Below are 19967 nucleotides of genomic sequence, written 5' to 3' on the forward strand. Positions count from 1 at the left end.
AGAAAAACGGGGCCGAAGCCCCGTTGTGCGATGTGCCCTCGGCGCCGCTCAGGCGGCAGCCGGCGCGCTGTCCGGGTTGACCGGCGGCGTGTTGCCACCCGACTTGCCCGAGGCCGGGTTCCAGTCCTTGGGCGGGCGCGGCGGGCGCCCGTTCATGATGTCGTCGATCTGCTCCGTGTCGATGGTTTCCCATTCGAGCAGCGCCTTGGCCATGGCGTGCATCTTGTCCTGGTTGTTCTCGATCAGCTTGCGGGCCACCGAGTACTGCTCGTCGATGATGCGGCGCACTTCCAGGTCGACCTTCTGCATCGTCTCTTCCGAGACGTTGGTCGTCTTGGTGACCGAGCGGCCGAGGAAGACCTCGCCCTCGTTCTCGGCGTAGACCATCGGGCCCATTGCCTCGCTCATGCCGTAGCGGGTGACCATGTCGCGGGCGATCTGCGTCGCGCGTTCGAAGTCGTTGCTGGCGCCGGTGGTCATCTGGTTCATGAACACCTCTTCCGCAATGCGGCCACCGAAGAGCACGCTGATGGTCGAGAGCATGCGCTCCTTGTCCAGGCTGTAGCGGTCGCCTTCGGGCAACTGCATCGTGACGCCCAGCGCACGGCCGCGCGGGATCACCGTGACCTTGTGGACCGGGTCGGTCTTGGGCATCAGGCGCGCCACCAGGGCATGGCCGGCCTCGTGGTACGCCGTGTTCTTGCGCTCTTCCTCGGGCATGACCATGGACTTGCGCTCGGGGCCCATCATGATCTTGTCCTTGGCCTTCTCGAAGTCGACCATCTCGACCACGCGGCCGTTGCGGCGCGCAGCAAAGAGAGCCGCCTCGTTGACCAGGTTGGCCAGATCGGCACCGCTGAAGCCGGGCGTGCCGCGGGCGAGGATGTCGGCACGGATGTCCTGGCCGACGGGCACCTTGCGCATGTGCACGTTGAGGATCTGCTCGCGGCCACGCACGTCGGGCAGCGTCACGTAAACCTGGCGGTCGAAACGGCCCGGGCGCAGCAGCGCGGGGTCGAGGATGTCGGGCCGGTTGGTGGCCGCCATCACGATCACGCCGAGGTTGGTCTCGAAGCCGTCCATCTCGACCAGCATCTGGTTCAGCGTCTGCTCGCGCTCGTCGTTGCCGCCGCCCAGGCCGGCACCACGATGGCGGCCAACGGCGTCGATTTCGTCGACGAAGATGATGCAAGGCGCGCTCTTCTTGGCCTGCTCGAACATGTCGCGCACGCGGGCGGCGCCGACACCGACGAACATCTCAACGAAGTCGGAACCCGAGATGCTGAAGAACGGCACCTTGGCTTCGCCGGCGATGGCCTTGGCGAGCAACGTCTTGCCGGTACCCGGAGGGCCGACCAGCAGCACGCCGCGTGGAATCCGACCGCCGAGCTTCTGGAATTTCTGCGGGTCTTTCAGGAAGTCGACAAGCTCCTTTACCTCTTCCTTGGCTTCATCGCAACCGGCGACGTCGGCGAAGGTGGTGGAGTTGTTGGCCTCATCGAGCATGCGGGCCTTGGATTTGCCGAAGCTGAAGGCGCCGCCCTTGCCGCCGCCCTGCATCTGGCGCATGAAGTAGATCCACACGGCGATCAGCAGCAGCATCGGGCCCCAGGAGACCAGGATGCTCATCAGGATCGAAGGCTCTTCATCGGCCTTGCCCGACACCTGCACGCCGTACTTCATCAGGTCGCCAACCATCCAGATGTCGCCAGGCGATGCGATGGTGTAGGCGGAGCCGTCGTTCGGCGTGACCTTGAGATTGCGGCCCTGGACCTCGACCCGCTTGACCTTGCCGGCCTTCGCGTCGTCCATGAACTGGGTGTACGTCACGCTTTCGGCGACGCGGGGTTTGTCGAACTGCTTGAACACGGTGAACAGCACGAGGGCAATCACCAGCCAGACAGCAACCTTCGAAAACCATTGGTTGTTCACCGCGGCTCCTTTGCAATCAAAACTTCCGCTCAGGCCAAGCGACCTGCATCCACGGCATATGGGGAGGATTCTAGTTCAGTCAAGTATTTCAGCTGCCGAATCACGCCCTCGTCTCAGCGAGGTGTATCCGCCGGGTCGCCCGGCATTTCTTCACACCGGCCTATCGGCCGCCACACCGCCCGTCTTGAGACCGATTCCGATCAGGAAGGTTTCAGCCGATCGATCCCGCGAAGCCTTGGGTTTCAGGGCTTTGACCACACGGAATGTCGTTTTGAACAGGGCGACCAGCTCGTTGTAACCGCCGCCGTGAAAGACCTTGGCCACCAAGGCTCCCTGGGGCTTGAGGTGGTTTTGGGCGAAATCGACGGCCAATTCGACCAGATGCTGGATGCGGGCCGCATCGGTGCTGGCGATGCCCGAGAGGTTGGGCGCCATGTCCGACACCACCACGTCCACCGGGCGGCCAGCGACCAAGGCCTCGAGTTGCGCCAGGACGGACGCCTCCCGGAAATCACCCTGGATGAAATGCACGCCTTCGATCGGCTCGAACTCCAGGATATCGAGCGCAATGATCGTTCCGTGCAGCAAACCGGGCGCCGCCCCTCCCACCGCGAATTTGCGCCGGACGTATTGGCTCCACGCGCCGGGCGTCGAGCCCAGGTCCACCACCAACTGGCCGGGTTTGATCAGATGCAGGGTTTCGTCGATTTCCTTGAGCTTGTAGGCGGCCCGCGCCCGGTAGCCCTCTTTCTGGGCCAGGGTGACGTAGGGGTCGGTCACATGGTCGTGCAACCATGCCTTGTTGACCTTCTTGCTTTTGGTGTTCGTTTTCATTGGAAGGCCAGAGCATCGCACCTTGGCACGGATAATAGGCACATGTCCGCCATCGAACTCCGCCCCGCGCAGCGCAAAGAATTCCGCGCCCAAGCCCACCACCTGGAACCCGTCGTCCGCATCGGCGGCGAAGGCCTCACCAGCGCGGTCATCAAGGAAACCGATGCCGCGCTGAAGGCCCACGGGCTGATCAAGGTGCGCGTCTTCTCCGACGAGCGCGACACCCGAGAAGCGATGTTCGCCACGCTGTGCGATGAGTTGAACGCAGCGCCCATCCAGCACATCGGAAAGCTGCTGATCCTCTGGCGTCCCATGCCCCCGAAGGAAAAGGCCGAGCGCGAAGACCGCGGCGCCGGCCCCAAGGTGGTGAAGATCATCAAGTTCTCCAAGAGCGGCAACAACCGCCCGCAGATCAAAAAGGTGAAGGTACTGGGCAACGAGCGTGTCGCCGCTGGCGGGCAGATCAAGCGGGCCCGCAAGCGGCAGACCAGCATCAAGCGCACAGTGGCCGACTGAGCGGCTTCAGGCGGGCGGCCTCGTCAGCCGCCACGCCAGCACCACGAGCACCAGGCCCTTGAGGCCGAAAAGCGCGGCCGAGACCCCGTGCAGCGCCGCAAATGACCAGGCGCCCTCGCCCGCACGGGCCGTCGCCATCATGGGCTGCAAGCCGAAGTGGCCGAAGACCGTGCAAAACAAGGCGACCAGCACCAGAACCAGCGAAAGGCTGAGCTGGGAACCGCGGCCCGCTGCCGCGTCGCTGCGCGCCACTCGGCGCACCGCCCACAGCAGCAAGGCCGAAAACGCCAGGCCGACATAAGCCTCGTGGGTGAACATGCGCCCGGCCACCGCACCTGCCACGCTGCGCTGCAGAACAGCAAAAGCCGCCGGGGCCGCAATCAGGCCAATGCCCACGATCAGCCCCGCCCACAGGGCTGCTGCCACGGCCGCGAGTCGCCGCGGATCCATGCGCACGCTCAGATGTAGCGGACGTCGACGATCTCGTAGCTCTTGACGCCACCCGGCGCCTGCACGTCAGCTACAGCGCCGACATCCTTGCCGATGAGCGCACGCGCGATGGGCGAGCTTATGGAAATGCGCCCCTGCTTCAGGTCGGCCTCGTCGTCTCCCACGATCTGGTAGGTGACGGCGGCACCGGTCGACTCCTCTTCCAGGTCGACCGTTGCACCGAACACGACCTTGCCTCCGGCATTCAGCGAACTCGGGTCGATGATCTGCGCGGCGGCGAGCTTGCCTTCGATCTCCTGGATGCGGCCTTCGATGAAGCCCTGCTTGTCCTTCGCGGCTTCGTACTCGGCGTTCTCGGACAGGTCGCCCTGGGCGCGTGCCTCGGCAATCGCCTGCACCACGGCATGGCGCTCCACGGTCTTCAGGCGGTGCAGCTCTTCTTTCAGCAGTTGTGCGCCGCGGGTGGTGATGGGAATGGTGGCCATGGTGATGAAACCTTGAGACTCAAAAAAAGACGAACCAAAAGAGAGCCGCCGCCCGGTCCCTTGCGGGAGCTTCGGCGGCGGCCGATGGATACCAGTGATCAAGAAAGTCTAGTGCAGTTCCGCGTGCAGTTCCTGCAGGGATAGCACCACCAGATCGTCCTGATGCTTCATGCCCTCGACGGCGGCTTCGCAGCCGGCCATGCTCGTGTAGTACGTGACACGGTTGGCCAGCGCCGCCTGGCGGATGTGGCGTGAATCGGCAATTGCCGTGCGCGTCTCGTCCACGGTGGTGAAGACCAGCTGGATCTCGCCGCCCTTGACCATGTCGACGATGTGGGGGCGGCCGTCCTTGACCTTGTTGACGACCTTCACCGGCACGCCACCTTCGGCGATCGCCGCCGCCGTGCCCTTGGTCGCGATGACCTGGAAGCCAAGCTTCACGAGGTCACGCGCTACGGCCACCGCACGGGCCTTGTCGCTGTTCTTCACTGTGATGCAGACCGTGCCGCGGTCGGGCAGGCGCGAGCCGGCACCGAGCTGGCTCTTGAGCATGGCTTCGCCGAAGCTGCGGCCTGCGCCCATCACCTCGCCAGTCGAGCGCATTTCTGGCCCGAGGATCGGGTCGACACCCGGGAACTTGTTGAACGGAAAGACGGCTTCCTTGACCGAGAAGTACGGGGGGATCACTTCCGCCGGCACGCGGCCTTTGCTGTCCTTCTGGTCGGCAAGCTTCTGGCCCACCATGCAGCGCGCGGCGATCTTGGCCAGCGGCTGGCCGGTGGCCTTCGAGACGAAGGGCACCGTACGCGAGGCCCGTGGGTTAACTTCGAGCACGTAGACGATCGCATCGGCGCCTTCGCCCTGGATCGCGAACTGCACGTTCATCAGGCCCTTGACCTTCAGTGCCTTGGCCATCGCCACGGTCTGGCGGCGCAGTTCGTCTTGCAGCGTCTTCGGCAGCGAATACGGCGGCAACGAGCAGGCCGAGTCGCCCGAGTGGATGCCCGCCTGTTCGACGTGCTCCATGATGCCGCCGATCATGCAGTCGGTGCCGTCGCTGATGCAGTCGACGTCGACTTCGATCGCGTCGTCGAGGAAGCGATCGAGCAGAACCGGCGACTTCTCGCTCACCTTCACCGCTTCGCGCATGTAGCGCTCGAGGTCCTTGTCGCCGTGCACGATTTCCATCGCACGGCCGCCGAGCACGTAGCTCGGGCGCACCACCAGCGGGTAGCCGATCTCTTGCGCCAGTTGCAGCGCCTGCTCTTCGGTGCGGGCGGTGCGGTTGGGCGGCTGCTTGAGGCCGAGTCTCGTGCAAAAGCTTCTGGAAACGCTCGCGGTCTTCGGCGATGTCGATGCTATCGGGCGTGGTACCGACGATGGGCACACCGGCGCGCTCCAGGTCGAGTGCGAGCTTCAGCGGCGTCTGGCCGCCGTATTGCACGATCACGCCGAGCGGCTTTTCCTTGTCGACGATTTCGAGCACGTCTTCCAGCGTCACCGGCTCGAAGTACAGGCGATCAGAGGTGTCGTAGTCGGTCGACACGGTCTCCGGGTTGCAGTTGACCATGATGGTCTCGTAGCCGTCTTCGCGCATCGCGAGGGCCGCGTGCACGCAGCAGTAGTCGAACTCAATACCCTGGCCGATGCGGTTCGGGCCACCGCCGAGCACCATGATCTTCTTCTTGCTGGTGGGCTCGGCTTCGCACTCCTCGTCATACGTGGAGTACATGTAGGCCGTCTGCGTGGAGAACTCGGCCGCGCAGGTGTCGACGCGCTTGTAGACCGGGCGCACGTTCTGCGCCCAACGCGCTTCGCGCACCGCGTGCTGGTTCGTGCCAAGCAGCTTGGCCAGGCGCTTGTCGGAGAAGCCCTTCTGCTTGAGGTAGCGCAGCTCTTCGGTGCTCAGGCCGTCGAGTGCACGGCCCGCCAGCGACTTTTCGATCTGGATCAACTGTTCGATCTGCGCCAGGAACCACGGGTCGATGGCGGTTTCCTCGAAAACTTCCTTCAGGCTCATGCCGATGCGGAAGGCGTCACCGACGTAGAGGATGCGCTCCGGGCCCGGCTCGCCGATCTCTTCGATGATCTCATCCCGATCGGTGCTGCGCTCGGTCAGGCCGTCGATACCGGTCTCGAGGCCGCGCAGGGCCTTCTGGAAACTTTCCTGAAAGGTCCGGCCCATCGCCATGACCTCGCCCACCGATTTCATCTGCGTCGTGAGGTGCGAGTCGGCCGCCGGGAACTTCTCGAACGCAAAACGCGGGATCTTGGTGACGACGTAGTCGATGCTCGGCTCGAACGAAGCCGGCGTAGCACCACCGGTGATGTCGTTCTTCAGCTCGTCCAGCGTGTAGCCGACGGCCAGCTTGGCAGCGACCTTGGCGATCGGGAAGCCGGTCGCCTTGGAAGCCAACGCGGAGGAGCGCGACACACGCGGGTTCATCTCGATCACGACCATGCGGCCGTTCTGCGGGTTGATCGAGAACTGCACGTTGGAGCCGCCGGTGTCGACGCCGATCTCGCGCAGGATGGCGATCGAGGCGTTGCGCAACAACTGGTATTCCTTGTCGGTCAGCGTCTGCGCCGGAGCCACCGTGATGGAGTCACCGGTGTGGATGCCCATCGGGTCGAGGTTCTCGATGGAGCACACGATGATGCAGTTGTCGGCGCGGTCGCGCACGACTTCCATCTCGTATTCCTTCCAGCCGATGAGGCTCTCTTCGATCAGCAGTTCTTTCGTCGGCGAGAGGTCGAGGCCTCGCTTGCAGATCTCTTCGAACTCTTCTGGGTTGTAGGCAATGCCGCCGCCGGTGCCGCCGAGCGTAAAACTCGGGCGGATCACCATCGGGAAGCCGTTGCCACCGATCTCCTGCGTGATGCGCTTCTGCACCGCCAGCGCCTCTTCCATCGAGTGGGCGATGCCGCTCTTGGCCGAGTGCAGACCGATGCCGGTCATCGCGTCCTTGAACTTGAGGCGGTCTTCGGCCTTCTCGATCGCCTTCTCATTCGCGCCGATCATCTCGACGTTGTACTTGGCGAGCACGCCGTTCTTGTGCAGGTCTAGCGCGCAGTTGAGCGCGGTCTGGCCGCCCATGGTCGGGAGGATCGCGTCGGGGCGCTCCTTGGCGATGATCTTCTCGACCACCTGCCAGGTGATGGGCTCGATGTAGGTCACATCGGCCATCTCCGGGTCGGTCATGATCGTCGCTGGGTTGCTGTTGACGAGGATGACCTTGTAGCCCTCTTCGCGCAGTGCCTTGCAGGCCTGGGCGCCGGAATAGTCGAACTCGCAGGCCTGGCCGATGATGATCGGGCCGGCACCGATGATGAGGATGGATTTGAGGTCTTGGCGCTTAGGCATTCTTCTTCTCCATCAGCGCAGTGAAGCGGTCGAACAAATAGCCAATGTCATGCGGTCCTGGGGAGGCCTCGGGGTGGCCCTGGAAACAGAAAGCGGGTTTGTCGGTGCGGGCCAGACCTTGCAGCGTGCCGTCGAAGAGGCTCACGTGCGTGGCGCGCAGGTTGGCGGGCAGCGTCTTCTCGTCGACCGCGAAGCCGTGGTTCTGGCTCGTGATACTGACGCGGCCGTTGTCGAGGTCTTTCACCGGGTGATTCGCACCGTGGTGACCAAACTTCATCTTGAAGGTCTTGGCGCCCGAGGCAAGCGCCATGATCTGGTGGCCGAGGCAAATGCCGAAGGTCGGAATGCCGGCGTCGATCAGTTCGCGGGCCGCCCTGATGGCGTAGTCGCAGGGCTCAGGGTCACCGGGACCGTTGCTGAGGAAGATGCCATCGGGCTTGTACTTCAGCACTTCGGCGGCAGGCGTCTGCGCCGGCACCACCGTGACCTTGCAGCCGCGGCTGGCCAGCATGCGCAGGATGTTGCGCTTCACGCCGAAGTCATAGGCCACCACATGGAAACGGGTGGACTGCAGCTTGCCGTAGCCGCCATCGAGCGACCATTCGGTTTCAGTCCACTCGCTCACCTCGGTCTGGGTCACCACCTTGGCGAGGTCGAGCCCACTCATCGACGGGGCCGAGCGGGCGAGCGCGATCGCCTTGTCGGTATGGGCTGGTGTCAACGCCTCGCCGAGCGGCAGCGTGAAGATGCACCCGTTTTGCGCTCCGGTGGTACGCAACACGCGGGTCAGGCGACGGGTGTCGATGTTGGCAATGGCGACCGTGCCTTCAGCCTTGAGGTAGCCGGAGAGGTCGATCGTCTTGCGGAAATTGGAGTCGACGATCGGCAAATCCTTGATCACGAGACCGGCGGCATGCACCTTCGTGGCCTCGACGTCTTCTGGGTTGATGCCGTAGTTGCCGATGTGTGGATAGGTCAGCGTGACGATCTGGCGGCAGTAGCTCGGATCGGTCAGGATTTCCTGGTAGCCGGTGAGCGAGGTGTTGAACACCACTTCACCGACGGTGTGGCCGGCAGCGCCGATCGACACACCCTTGAAGACCGTTCCATCCGCGAGTGCGAGAAGAGCCTGAGCTTGGTTGGGCAGCAATGGCGGGGGCACACGATTCTCCGTTTTGTGCGCGCCCAGCTCTGCTCTACGAGCATGAAACCGGTGGGAAAACTGATGGAGTTTTCGCGGGAACAGCGAGAGGCTTCGCTGGGCGGTGGGGGTTTGCGGGTAAACCTTCGAATTGTACCCGAGCACACGGCCGCGACACCCCACCACCGCATCAATTGCGGACGAGAACGCGTATCGTTTTGAGAGCCTGATCGATGCGTAGTGAGATCCGGTGTGTGCGCACGAGGCTCTGATAATCGGGCCTTCTCCCCACCAACAAAAAGGACACGACCATGAAGGGCGATGCGAAGGTCATCGAGTTCCTCAACGCACAGCTGAAGAACGAACTGACGGCCATCAACCAGTACTTCCTGCACTACAGGATCTTCAAGCACTGGGGCCTGGACAAGCTGGCGGCCAAGGAATATGCCGAGTCCATCGGCGAAATGAAGCACGCCGACAAGCTCATGGATCGCATCCTTACGCTCGACGGCCTGCCCAATCTGCAGGACCTCGGCAAGCTTCTGATCGGCGAGGACACTGTGGAAGTCCTGCAGTGCGACCTGAAGCTGGAGCAAGCCGCCCAAGCCACCATCAAGGACGGCATCGCCCATTGCGAATCGGTGCGCGACTACGTGTCGCGCGAACTGTTGCAGACCATCCTCGACGACACCGAAGAGCACATCGACTTCCTGGAAACCCAGCTCGAACTGGTCAACAAGGTCGGGCTGCAGAACTACCAGCAGTCGCAGATGGGCGAAATCGCCTCCTGACGGCGCGCTGCAGAACCGACGGGCGCCCACCAGTCCCCAAAAGGGGTCTGGTCGCACTTGAACTGCGAATCATTCTTATTTATAGTGCGATCCACCAGCCCGAAGTTTGGGCGGCGAGGATCGACATGATTGTTTGCGTCTGCCGGCGAGTTTCCGACCGTGACATCGAGCGCCACGCCCACAACGGGTGTGCGAGTTTTGACGAACTCCAGATGGACAGCGGAGTGGCCTCCTGCTGCGGGCGCTGCACCGACTGCGCGCGCAGCGTCTTCGAAGCCGCCCGCTCGGCAGCGCCTCGCCAACACGGCATCACCTCTCTCCACATCCCGATCGCCGTCGCCGCCTGAGCACCGCCTCGGGCAGGCACGCTCCCTGCTGCACGTTTTCGTGGATGCTGCCTGCCCAGGGCGGAACTAGAATTTTGGCGTCCGGGTCTCAGAATCCGATCGTCCTCTTCAAGGAGGTTCCATGAACGACAACTTGCAGACCGCCTACGGTTTCGCCGGCGCGGTCCCGTCCGTTGAGCAGCGCAACCGCGTCCTGCGCAACACCTATTGGCTGCTCGCGCTGTCGCTGGTGCCCACGGTGGTGGGCTCCTGGGTCGGCCTTCAGTTCGGCTTCAGCTGGTTCGCCGCCAACCCCTTCATTGGCTTCATGGTGTTCATGGGAGTCGCATTCGGCTTCTTCTTCGCCATCGAAAAAACCAAGAACTCAGGCCTGGGCGTGATCCTGCTGCTGGCCTTCACCTTCTTCATGGGACTGATGCTGTCGCGCATGATCGGCGCGGTGCTCGGCAACTTCCGCAACGGCAGCCAGCTGATCACCACGGCCTTCGGCGGCACCGCCCTGGTGTTCTTCGGCATGGCGACGCTGGCCAGCACGATGAAGCGCGACATCTCGGGCCTGGGCAAGTGGCTGTTCGTCGGCGTCATCGGCCTGATCGTCGCAAGCGTCGCCAATATCTGGCTGCAGATGCCGGCGCTCATGATGACGGTGTCGGTACTGGCCGTGCTGATCTTCTCAGCCTACATGCTGTACGACCTGAAGCGCATCGTCGACGGTGGCGAAACCAACTACGTGACGGCCACGCTCGCAATCTACCTGGACGTGTACAACGTGTTCGTGCACCTGCTGAGCCTGCTCGGCATCTTCGGTGGCGAGCGCGACTGACGCCCATCGGCAAGACGGAAGGCGGGGCCCCTTTTGGGGCCCCTTCTCTTTGTGCTCAGCTCTTTTCGAAGACCGCCATGCTTTCTACATGCGCGGTGTGCGGGAACATGTTGACGGCTCCGGCGGCCACGCAACGGTAGCCGGCCTGGTGCACCAGCAGGCCGGCGTCGCGCGCCAAGGTGGCCGGGTTGCAGCTCACGTAGACGATGCGGGACGGCGCCGGGTAGCCCGGCGCCAGTGACGGGTCAGCCGTCAGCTCGGCCAGCGCCTTCACCAGCGCAAAAGCTCCTTCGCGCGGCGGGTCGACGAGCCATTTGTCCGCAGGGCGATGGTCCGCCAGCTCCTGCGGCGTGATCTCGAAGAGGTTGCGCGCCAAGAACTCCGTCCTGCCCGCCAGCCCGTTGAAGGCCGCGTTCTCGCGCGAGCGCGCGACGAGCGCCTCGCTGCCTTCGATGCCGAGCACCTGCTGCGCCTGCGTCGCAATCGGCAAGGTGAAGTTGCCGAGCCCGCAGAACCAGTCGATCACCCGCTCCTGCGGCTGCGCGCTCAGCAGCCTCAGCGCCTGGCCCACCAGCACCTGGTTGATCTGGTGGTTCACTTGGGTGAAGTCGGTCGGCTTGAACGGCATCGTGATGCCGAACTCGGGCAGGGTGTAGGCGAGGCGCGGGCCGCGTTCGTCCAGCCGATGCGCGGTGTCGGGGCCCTTGGGCTGCAGCCACCACTGAATGTCGTGCTGCGCGCCGAAGTCGCGCAAGCGTTGCAGGTCAGCCGCGCTCAGAGGCTCCAGGTGACGCAGCACCAAGGCCGTCACCTCGTCACCCACCGCCACCTCGATCTGCGGCAGACGGTCCCGCTGGTCCATCGCGGCGATCAGTCCGCGCAAAGGCAGCAGCAGCGCGCTCAGGTGCGGGGGCAGCACCTCGCAGCTGTCCATGTCGGCCACATAGCTCGATTTGCGTTCATGGAAGCCGACCAGCACCTTGCCCTTCTTCACCACGTGACGCACCGACAGGCGTGCACGGTAGCGATAGCCCCAGGCCGGCCCTTCGATAGGCCGCAGCACCCGCTCGGCCTTCACCTTGCCCAGGTGCCACAACGCGTCTTCGAGCGCGCGTTGCTTGGTCGCGACCTGCGCGCCCACGTGGAAATGCTGCATCTTGCAGCCCCCGCAGGTGCCAAAGTGCCGGCACCGCGGGGTCACGCGTTGCGAACTCTCGCGGCGCAAGTCGACGACGGTCGCCTGCTCCCAGTTGTTCTTGCGGCGCTGCACGCTCACCCGAACTTCTTCGCCGGGCAGTGCCCCGTCGATGAAGACGACCTTGCCTTCGGCGTTGTGCGCCACGCCCTGCGCTTCGAGGTCGAGCGATTCGACCTTGAGCCATTCATCTGCTGCTGTCATGGGCCGATTGTCTCAGCCCGGCACGGCCCTCAGAACAGCGAATCGCGGCTCACGCCGCTGCGCGTCATGCGGCGCTTCAACTTGACCAGCGCCTCCTGCTGGATCTGGCGGATGCGCTCACGCGTGAGGCCCAGCCGTTCGGCCAGCACTTCCAGCGTCTCGGGCTCGCGGTCGTGCAGGCCGTAGCGACCGGCCAGCACCTCGCGTTCACGGTCACTCAGCTCCTGCAGGCCATGCTGGAGCAACAACTCGACTTCGTTGTGCAGCGTGAGATTGACCGGGTCGCTCGACCCGTCGTCGGCCACGCTGTCGAGCATCGACTCGGTCCCGTCTCGGTCCAGCGGGACATCGAGCGAGGTCGGCGTTTCGGCGAACTTGAGCAGCTCTGCCACCTCCTGCACCGGGCGGCCGACGCGCAGTGCGATGTCTTCGACCCTCACCTGCTGTTCGCCATCGGGATGCGCCATCGCCGCTTCGAGCGCACGCCGCGCCTTGAGCACCTGGTTGAGTTCGCGCACCACGTGCACTGGCAGCCTCACGAGGCGGGCCTGGTGCATGATCGCGCGCTCGATGCTCTGGCGTATCCACCACGACGAATAGGTCGAAAAGCGAAAGCCGCGCTCGGGCTCGAACTTGCCGATCGCGTGCATCAGGCCGAGGTTGCCTTCTTCGATCAGGTCGGTCATCGGCAGGCCGCGGCCGAGATAGTTCTTCGCGATGCTGACGACCAGGCGCAGGTTGCGCTCGATCATCTGCTGACGCGCGGAGAAGTCGCCAGCACGGGCCCGCGTGGCGGTCTCGAACTCCTCTTGGGGCGTAAAGAGCGGCGCCCGGCGAATTTCGCGCAGGTAGGCCTGCAGGGTGTTGCCGACCTCACCCTCTCCGGCCGTGATCTCGGCAGCAGACGCCGGCGCCGGCTCGTCGCTCTCGATCTCGTCGACGGTCGTCTGCAGCACCGACTGCAGTGAAGGCGGCATGCCGCCCACTGGCGGATGCTCGATCGCAGACCCGTTCCCCGTGTGGCGCTTCTTGCTCATGGTGCGCGTGTGCAGGTCCGGGCGGTCGGTGGCGTGCGCTCAGCGCGGCGGCAAGAGCCTTGCCGGGTCGATCGGCTTGCCTTGTTTGCGGATTTCGAAGTGCAACTGCACGCGCTCCGCATCCGAAGAACCCATCTCGGCGATCTTCTGCCCACGCTTGACAGCTTGTTCTTCCTTGACCATCAGGGCCTGATTGTGAGCGTAGGCCGTGAGGTAGGTGTTGTTGTGCTTGATGATCACAAGGTTGCCATAGCCGCGCAGCCCCGAGCCGGCGTAGACCACCTTGCCATCGGCCGCCGCGACAACCGGGTCACCCGCCTTGCCGGCGATGGCGATGCCCTTGGTGCGCGACTCGTCGAACGTGCCCACGACCGAGCCGGTGGCTGGCCACAACCAGTTGACGTTGTCGTCACCCTCGCGGGCCACCGGAGGCGCCGGCATCACGGGTGGGGGAGCAGGAGGCGTCGACGCCGCATTGGGCGGCGGGGCCGGAGGGTTCTTCGCATCCAGCGGGCGGGACTCCAGCCGCGGCAGCGTGACCGGCCGCGTCGACACCGCGTTCGGGTCCACGCCCGGCGGCACGACGCGCAGCACCTGCCCGACCTCGATCACGTTGGGGTTCTCGAGGTTGTTCCACTTGAGGATGTCTTTCCAGCTCTGACCGGTTTCCAGGCCGATGCGGATCAGCGTGTCGCCCGGCTTCACGGAGTAATAGCCCGCCTTGCCGGCGTTCTCGCTACCGGGCAGTGGCTTGACTGCGGGCTCGGTCGTCGCGGGGGCCGAAGCGGCTGCAGCCACCGGCGCCGCCGCGGCGGGCTGCCGCGTGGCGAGCGAGCGGTCTTCCACCGGCGCGCGGTATTTGTTCGGCGAGGCGCAGCCCGCCATGACCAGCACGGCAGCAACACCGAGCATCAAACGCGCAATGCCCCCTCGCGGCGCCATCACGCAGTGGGGGTGTATCGATCCTGACAAGGTCGACGTCATCAATCCAATCCTGATTTCAGAGGAACAAAGTTCACAGCTTCGTGCACCGATCGCAGGTAGCCATTCTCGGTGCGGTCGACGACGACCAGCACCTGCTGGCGTCCGCCGGCATCGTGCACGGGCGCCACCAGCCGGCCGCCGACGGCGAGCTGATCGAGCCAAGCATCGGGCAGCGCCTCGCCGCCGGCGGCGGAGATGATGCTGTCGTACGGCGCGTTCGGTGCATGCCCGCGCATGCCGTCACCATACACCAGCCGGATGTGGGTCAGGCGCAAGGGAGCAAGCAGTTCGCGGGCCTTGTCGTGCAGCGGTTTCAAGCGCTCGACGCTCATCACCTGCCGCGACAGCTGCGCAAGCACTGCGGCCTGGTAACCGCAACCGGTGCCGATCTCCAGCGTCTGCCCGAGCGACTGACGCGCGCGCGCATTCGCACCCGCCATCAGCAGCTCGATCATGCGGGCGACCACCGAGGGCTTGGAGATGGTCTGCCCGTGCCCGATCGGCAGGCTGGTGTCTTCATAGGCCTGGGTCGCGAGCGCCGTGTCGACGAAGAGATGGCGCGGCACCTTGTTCAGCGCGCCGATCACCAGCTCATGGCGCAAGCCCGCGACTTGCAGGCGACTCACCATGCGCTGGCGCACGTCGACCGAATCGAGGCCCAGACCGGAAGGCCGTACCGCACGCGCCGAATCGGCCGCAGCCTGCTGCAGCGGCGCCTGTGGCCGCAGCAGCGGTGCCTTCTTGGCACTGCCGCCCGAGGCCAGGCCTTCGAGCTGCAGGGGAAACTTCGGGCGCGGGCGCTCGGGTGTCGTCATGCCGCCATCCACTCTCGCCATGCCGGCAAGCCGGCGTGATCGGTGAGGTCCACCTGCAGCGGCGTGATCGAGATGCGGCCGTTGGCGGTGGCGTGGAAGTCGGTGCCCGAAGCGGCATCGCGAGCGTCGCCCGCGGGGCCGATCCAGTAGATGGGCTCGCCGCGCGGGTTGGTCTCGCGAATCACCGGCTGGCTCGCATGGCGGCGGCCGAGGCGCGTGACTTCACGGGGCAGACTCAGCGCGTCGGCGCGGTTGGGGATGTTGACGTTCAGGAGCCAAGGTGCCGCAGAGGGCGGCGACGCCAGCACATGCTCGACGATCGAACGCGCCACCCGCGCGGCTTCGTCGACGTGCGCCCAGCCCTTTTCGACCTGCGAGAACGCGATCGCCGGAATGCCGAAGAGGAAGCCTTCCATCGCCGCAGCGACCGTGCCCGAATACAGCGTGTCGTCGCCCATGTTGGCGCCGTTGTTGATGCCCGAGAGCACCAGGTCGGGCCGGTGCGGCAAGAGACCGGTGAGCGCAACGTGCACGCAATCGGAAGGTGTGCCGTTGAAGTATCGGAAGCCATTGGCCGCCGTGTAGGCCGACAAGGGGCGGTTCAGCGTGAGTGAGTTGGACGTACCGCTCGCGTTCTGCTCGGGTGCCACCACGTCGATCTCGCCAAGGCCTTCACAGGCTCGCACCAGTGCGGCCAGCCCGGGGGCGAGGTACCCGTCGTCATTCGCAATGAGGATGCGCATGCGGCGATTGTAGGGACTCGTCACCTGCGTGACGGGGCCGGCAAAGGCGTGACGTCTATCATCATCGGCCCGCTCATATCAGCATGGAGACGACGATGAAAGCATGGCTCTGCGAGAACCCGATCGGCCCAGAGGCCCTCGAGTGGAAGGACCTCCCGACCCCCGAGCCCAAGGCCGGTGAAGTGCGCATCGCCATCAAGGCGGCGAGCCTCAATTTCCCCGATCTGCTCATCGTCCAGAACAAGTACCAGGCCAAGCCCACACCGCCCTTCGTGCCCGGTTCGGAGTACGCCGGCGTGATCGAAGCCGTGGGTGACGGCGTGACCAACTTCAAGGTGGGCGACGCGGTCGCCGCGTTCGGCGGCGGTGGCGGCTTCGGCACTCACGTCGTGGCGAAGACCTCGCTGCTGATGCCACTGCCCAAGGGCTTCGCCTTCGACGACGCCGCGGCATTCCTTTGCACCTACGGCACCACCTGGCACGCCCTGATGGACCGTGGCGCACTCAAGGCCGGCGAGACCGTGCTGGTGCTGGGCGCCGCCGGTGGCGTGGGCACCGCTGCCATCCAGATCGCGAAGGCCGCCGGCGCCAAGGTGATCGCCGCCGCCTCGAGCGATGAGAAATGCGCGCTCTGCAAGGAACTGGGCGCCGACGCGACCATCAACTACGCCAAGTCCAACATTCGCGACGAGATCAAGGCGCTCACCGACGGCAAGGGCCCCGACATCGTCTACGACCCGGTGGGCGGCGACCTGGCCGAGCCGGTGTTCCGCTCGATCGGTTGGCGCGGCCGTTATCTGGTGATCGGTTTCGCACAAGGCACCATCCCCGCCATCCCGCTGAACCTCACGCTGCTCAAGGGCGCGTCGATCGTCGGCGTGTTCTGGGGTGAGTTCGCGCGCCGCGAGCCGAAGAACCACGTTCAGGCCCTGGCCGACCTGGCCGCCTGGTATGCGCAAGGCAAGATCAAGCCGGTGATCGACACCCGACTGCCCATGACCGGGCTCAAAGACGCCTTCACCCGCATGGGCAGTCGCCAGGTGCGTGGCAAGCTCGTCCTCGTCAACGAGTAAAGCCCGTTCTCGCCGCAGCGCACCGGAGGCGTGCGCTGCCAACGTGGCCTCTCCTCGTGATTGATGAGTGTGGGATACGCACAGCCAGGTCAGTGCGCTACGATGCACCTCCCCTTCGTGAGCGCACCCCGCACGCATGGCCATCAAGGTACTGATCGTCGAGGACAACCCGGTCGCCCGCAGCTTCCTGTGCCGCGTGGTGCGCGAGAGCTTCAGCGACGACATCGCGATCACCGAAGCCGGCGACCTGGAGACAGCCCGTCGCCAGGTCGGCTTGCGCGACGCGAAGAGCGGCGAGCCACCGGCTGACCCGTTCAAGCTGGTCCTGGTCGACCTCGAGTTGCCCGATGGCAACGGCATGGAGCTGCTCGCCGAGTTGGCCCGCTACCCGGCCACCAAGATCGTCACCACGCTCTACTCCGATGATGACCACCTCTTCCCGGCCCTGCAGTGCGGCGCCGACGGCTACCTGCTGAAGGAAGACCGCTTCGAGGTGCTGGTCGAAGAGTTGCAGAAGATCGTGCGTGGGCAGCCGCCGCTGTCGCCGGCCATCGCTCGCCGGCTGCTCGGCCATTTCCGGCAAGGCCCGGGGGGCACCGGCGGCGTGGCAGAGCCTGCGCTTGGCAGTGGCTCTGGATTCCAGAGCAGCCGCCCGATGGCCCTGGGCCGTGGTGCGCCACTCGACCACGAGCGCCTCACGCCGCGCGAGAGCGAGGTCCTCACCTACCTCAGCAAGGGCTTCACCATCAAGGAAATCGCCAACCTGATGGGCATCAAGTGGTTCACCGTCAACGACCACATCAAGTCGATCTACAAGAAGCTCAACGTGTCGAGCCGCGCTGAAGCCGCCGTGCTCGCGAGCAAACAAGGGCTGGTCTGAGGCACACCACGCCTGGGCGGCGTCGAGCAGATGCGTACGTCCGGCATGTCCGCCTCCGCTGATTCCGCACTGCCCGGCGCCTCGACGCTGGGGGCCGACAACTCGACGCTCGACTCCGCGCTCGTCGATCACAGCTTCGATGCCGAGCCGCTCTCGCGCTGGATGGGCTGGCGCCTGCGACTGCTCGTCGTGGCCGCGCTGGTCGGCTGCCTCGCCACCATGTTCCTGGCACGCACACTGGGCGACACGGCCCAGCTGAACGCCAGCTGGCGAGCCTCCGACAGCGGGCGCATCGAACTCGCCTCAAGTCCATTGCCGGCGCTCAAATCCCACGAGGGCGAGGCCTTGCTGGCCCTGGTCGCGAGCGACGGGCAACGCACAGAACTCGATGATCTGGCGCTGAGGCGCACATCGCGATGGCTGACCGACGACGCACAGCGCAGCCGACACGTCGCCACGCAACAGGCCATCACCAGCGCCCTTCAGCGAGGCACGGTCAGCCTGGTCTTTGCCGAAGGGCCGCCGGTCGACGTCATCCCCGAGCCACGCGGCATCGGTGGGTTGGGCCCGATGTTTTGGCTGCTGTGCGGGCTCGCGCTGTTGATGTACCTCGTGGCGATGGTGGTGATGCTCGCCCGACCCACACTGCGCAACCTGCTCTACGCGCTCGCCACGCTGTGCCAGGCCGGCAATCTCGCATTGATCGCGATCGAGTCCAGCGTGTCGCTCGGCCTCCCGCTGCCGATGATGTCTCACTGGAACATGCCGGCACACGCCACGCTGGACCTGCTGGCCGCCGCCGCGCTGGTGCACGCGGCGGCGCTGCATCCACGGCGCCTGCCGGCCGCCGGCGCCGTCGGTTGGCTGGTGTGGGGGAGCACGGCAGCGATCGTCTGGGCACTTGGGCAGGGGCACCTGGGTGCGGCATGGTGGTGGGTTCAGGGCAGCGTCGCGATCCTGGGGGTGGCGGCAATCACCTTGCTCACCTGGTCACACACGATCGAGCCGCACCCGTTCGCCATCGTGACACGGCGGTTTGCCACGCTGGCCACCGTGGCATGGCTGGCGCTGACGCTCGCGATCGCATGGTCGGCCCACCATCCGCTGCTGCAACAGCAGATCGCCGTCGTCGGGCCGACCCTGTGGTCGGTGCTGCTCGGCTCGCTGCTGGTGCTGCTGCCGTTTCTGTCGAAGTCGCAACAGGTCATGCGCGAGTTCTCGCTGCTGGCGGCGATCAGCACCATCGCGACGGCACTGGACCTGCTTTTCGTCGCGGCGTTCTCGCTCGGCCAGTTCGCATCGTTGACGCTCGCCCTCTTCCTGTCGCTCGGCCTCTACTCGGGTGCGCGCCAGTGGCTGTTGAACCAGCTGCGCAACCAGAACGTGATCACCACCGAGCGCATGTTCGAGAAGCTCTACCGCATCGCCCGCGAAGTGGAGGCTCATCCGGAGCGAACATCGAGCCTGCTGACCCAGTTGCTGCGTGAGCTGTTCCAGCCCCTGGAAGCCGGCGTGGTCGACAAACGCTATGCCACGCCACGTGTCGCGAATGCCGGCTCGACACTTTTGATTCCGGTGCCAGAGCTTCCGCACGGCGACGCTAACGAGCACAACACCATCGTCATCCGCTTCGCCCACCACGGCCGCCGGCTCTTCACCACCGAAGACGCGCGCCTCGCCGAGCGGGTGGTCGAGCAACTGAGACGCGCCGTGGCTTTCGACCAGGCCGTCGAACAGGGCCGCAACGAAGAGCGGTTGCGCATTGCACAAGACCTGCACGACGACATCGGTGCTCGCCTGCTCACGCTCATGTACAAGGCCCAGTCACCCGAAATGGAAGACTACGTGCGGCACACGCTGCAGGACTTGAAGACGCTCACCCGTGGCCTGGCTGCTCCCAGCCATCCGCTGTCGCATGCCGCGGCGGAATGGAAAGCGGACCTCACCCAGCGCCTCACCGCCGCGCACATCGCGCTCGGATGGAGCTTCAGCGCCGACCGCGACATCTCGCTGTCGGTCGTGCAATGGTCGGCGCTGACGCGGGTGATGCGCGAACTGGTGAACAACGTCATCTCGCACTCCCAGGCACGCCGCGTCGACATCGACTTCGCACTCGAAGGCGACCGGGTGGACCTGAGCGTCTGCGACAACGGCATCGGCCGCAACCCGAAGGCTTGGTCGCATGGGCTTGGCCTCGGCGGCGTGCGCAAACGCGTCAAGCAGCTTGGCGGCGAGGTGGAATGGCGCGAGCTACCGGGCGGCGGCATCTGCTGCCGGGTGTGCGTCCGTCGGCTGTCGGAGAAGACCTGAGGGTCAGCAGGCACGGCCAACGAAAAGGCCTCCACGAGGGAGG

Annotated in this window: 17 protein-coding genes and 1 pseudogene; 7 read left to right on the plus strand and 11 right to left on the minus strand. The window is 65.2% G+C overall.

Annotation, left to right across the window (positions count from 1 at the left end; all coding sequences use genetic code 11):
- Positions 1–48: 48 nt before the first annotated feature.
- On the minus strand, positions 49–1932 hold the full coding sequence (ftsH, locus tag LRS03_RS07290; RefSeq protein ID WP_257824705.1) for an ATP-dependent zinc metalloprotease FtsH: 1884 nt from the start codon (positions 1930–1932) through the stop codon (positions 49–51).
- 150 nt (positions 1933–2082) lie between these two features.
- Positions 2083–2766, minus strand: a complete 684-nt coding sequence (locus LRS03_RS07295) for an RlmE family RNA methyltransferase (protein WP_257824706.1) — start codon at positions 2764–2766, stop codon at positions 2083–2085.
- A 42-nt stretch (positions 2767–2808) separates the two neighbouring features.
- Between LRS03_RS07295 and LRS03_RS07300 the strand changes: the two genes are divergently transcribed.
- The gene (locus LRS03_RS07300) at positions 2809–3282 is read left to right on the plus strand and encodes a YhbY family RNA-binding protein (protein WP_257824707.1); all 474 of its coding nucleotides are present in this window, start codon (positions 2809–2811) and stop codon (positions 3280–3282) included.
- 6 nt (positions 3283–3288) lie between these two features.
- On the opposite strand, the gene LRS03_RS07305 is transcribed toward LRS03_RS07300, so the two are convergent.
- The 4 genes and pseudogenes from LRS03_RS07305 to carA all read right to left on the minus strand — a co-directional run bounded on the left by LRS03_RS07305 (position 3289) and on the right by carA (position 8743).
- Positions 3289–3732 (minus strand): DUF4149 domain-containing protein, encoded by a 444-nt coding sequence (locus LRS03_RS07305; protein WP_257824708.1) that lies wholly within the window; start codon positions 3730–3732, stop codon positions 3289–3291.
- A gap of 8 nt (positions 3733–3740) precedes the next feature.
- Positions 3741–4217, minus strand: coding sequence for a transcription elongation factor GreA (gene greA / locus LRS03_RS07310; protein WP_257824709.1), 477 nt, complete (start codon positions 4215–4217; stop codon positions 3741–3743).
- A gap of 108 nt (positions 4218–4325) precedes the next feature.
- Positions 4326–7581 (minus strand): annotated as a pseudogene (gene carB / locus LRS03_RS07315) (carbamoyl-phosphate synthase large subunit).
- The gene (gene carA / locus LRS03_RS07320; RefSeq protein WP_257824710.1) at positions 7574–8743 is read right to left on the minus strand and encodes a glutamine-hydrolyzing carbamoyl-phosphate synthase small subunit; all 1170 of its coding nucleotides are present in this window, start codon (positions 8741–8743) and stop codon (positions 7574–7576) included. The pseudogene carB and the gene carA overlap by 8 nt, the downstream one beginning before the upstream one ends.
- A 290-nt stretch (positions 8744–9033) precedes the next feature.
- Here carA and bfr point away from each other — a divergent pair, with 290 nt between their 5' ends.
- The 3 genes from bfr to LRS03_RS07335 all read left to right on the plus strand — a co-directional run bounded on the left by bfr (position 9034) and on the right by LRS03_RS07335 (position 10683).
- Entirely contained in the window at positions 9034–9513 is a 480-nt protein-coding gene (bfr, locus tag LRS03_RS07325; protein WP_257824711.1) for a bacterioferritin, read from the plus strand.
- 125 nt (positions 9514–9638) lie between these two features.
- Positions 9639–9860, plus strand: coding sequence for a (2Fe-2S)-binding protein (locus LRS03_RS07330; RefSeq protein WP_257824712.1), 222 nt, complete (start codon positions 9639–9641; stop codon positions 9858–9860).
- A gap of 121 nt (positions 9861–9981) precedes the next feature.
- A complete protein-coding gene (locus LRS03_RS07335; RefSeq protein WP_257824713.1) occupies positions 9982–10683 on the plus strand; it encodes a Bax inhibitor-1/YccA family protein in 702 nt (233 codons plus the stop codon).
- 55 nt (positions 10684–10738) lie between these two features.
- On the opposite strand, the gene rlmD is transcribed toward LRS03_RS07335, so the two are convergent.
- From rlmD to surE, 5 genes are read right to left on the minus strand one after another with little or no spacing between them, the layout of a single operon-like run.
- Entirely contained in the window at positions 10739–12082 is a 1344-nt protein-coding gene (gene rlmD / locus LRS03_RS07340; RefSeq protein ID WP_257824725.1) for a 23S rRNA (uracil(1939)-C(5))-methyltransferase RlmD, read from the minus strand.
- Positions 12083–12111: 29 nt separating this feature from the next.
- A complete protein-coding gene (rpoS, locus tag LRS03_RS07345; RefSeq protein ID WP_257824727.1) occupies positions 12112–13119 on the minus strand; it encodes an RNA polymerase sigma factor RpoS in 1008 nt (335 codons plus the stop codon).
- Between the two features lie 39 nt (positions 13120–13158).
- On the minus strand, positions 13159–14061 hold the full coding sequence (locus LRS03_RS07350) for a peptidoglycan DD-metalloendopeptidase family protein (protein WP_257824728.1): 903 nt from the start codon (positions 14059–14061) through the stop codon (positions 13159–13161).
- Positions 14062–14102: 41 nt separating this feature from the next.
- The gene (locus tag LRS03_RS07355; RefSeq protein WP_257824730.1) at positions 14103–14918 is read right to left on the minus strand and encodes a protein-L-isoaspartate(D-aspartate) O-methyltransferase; all 816 of its coding nucleotides are present in this window, start codon (positions 14916–14918) and stop codon (positions 14103–14105) included.
- Positions 14915–15661: a 5'/3'-nucleotidase SurE gene (gene surE, locus LRS03_RS07360; protein WP_257824731.1), complete on the minus strand. Its 747-nt coding sequence runs from the start codon at positions 15659–15661 to the stop codon at positions 14915–14917. Before surE ends, LRS03_RS07355 begins: the two co-directional genes overlap by 4 nt.
- Before the next feature lie 95 nt (positions 15662–15756).
- Here surE and LRS03_RS07365 point away from each other — a divergent pair, with 95 nt between their 5' ends.
- From LRS03_RS07365 to LRS03_RS07375, 3 genes are all read left to right on the plus strand, one after another.
- Positions 15757–16734 carry an NADPH:quinone oxidoreductase family protein gene (locus LRS03_RS07365; protein ID WP_257824733.1) on the plus strand — a complete coding sequence of 326 codons (978 nt, stop codon included), beginning with the start codon at positions 15757–15759 and terminating at the stop codon, positions 16732–16734.
- 136 nt (positions 16735–16870) lie between these two features.
- Positions 16871–17614: a LuxR C-terminal-related transcriptional regulator gene (locus LRS03_RS07370; RefSeq protein ID WP_257824735.1), complete on the plus strand. Its 744-nt coding sequence runs from the start codon at positions 16871–16873 to the stop codon at positions 17612–17614.
- 45 nt (positions 17615–17659) lie between these two features.
- Complete coding sequence (locus LRS03_RS07375; protein ID WP_257824737.1) at positions 17660–19924, plus strand: sensor histidine kinase; 2265 nt, start codon at positions 17660–17662, stop codon at positions 19922–19924.
- Positions 19925–19967: the final 43 nt, after the last annotated feature.

Origin of the sequence: Rhizobacter sp. J219 (assembly GCF_024700055.1) — a bacterium.
Classification (GTDB): Bacteria; Pseudomonadota; Gammaproteobacteria; order Burkholderiales; family Burkholderiaceae_C; genus Rhizobacter.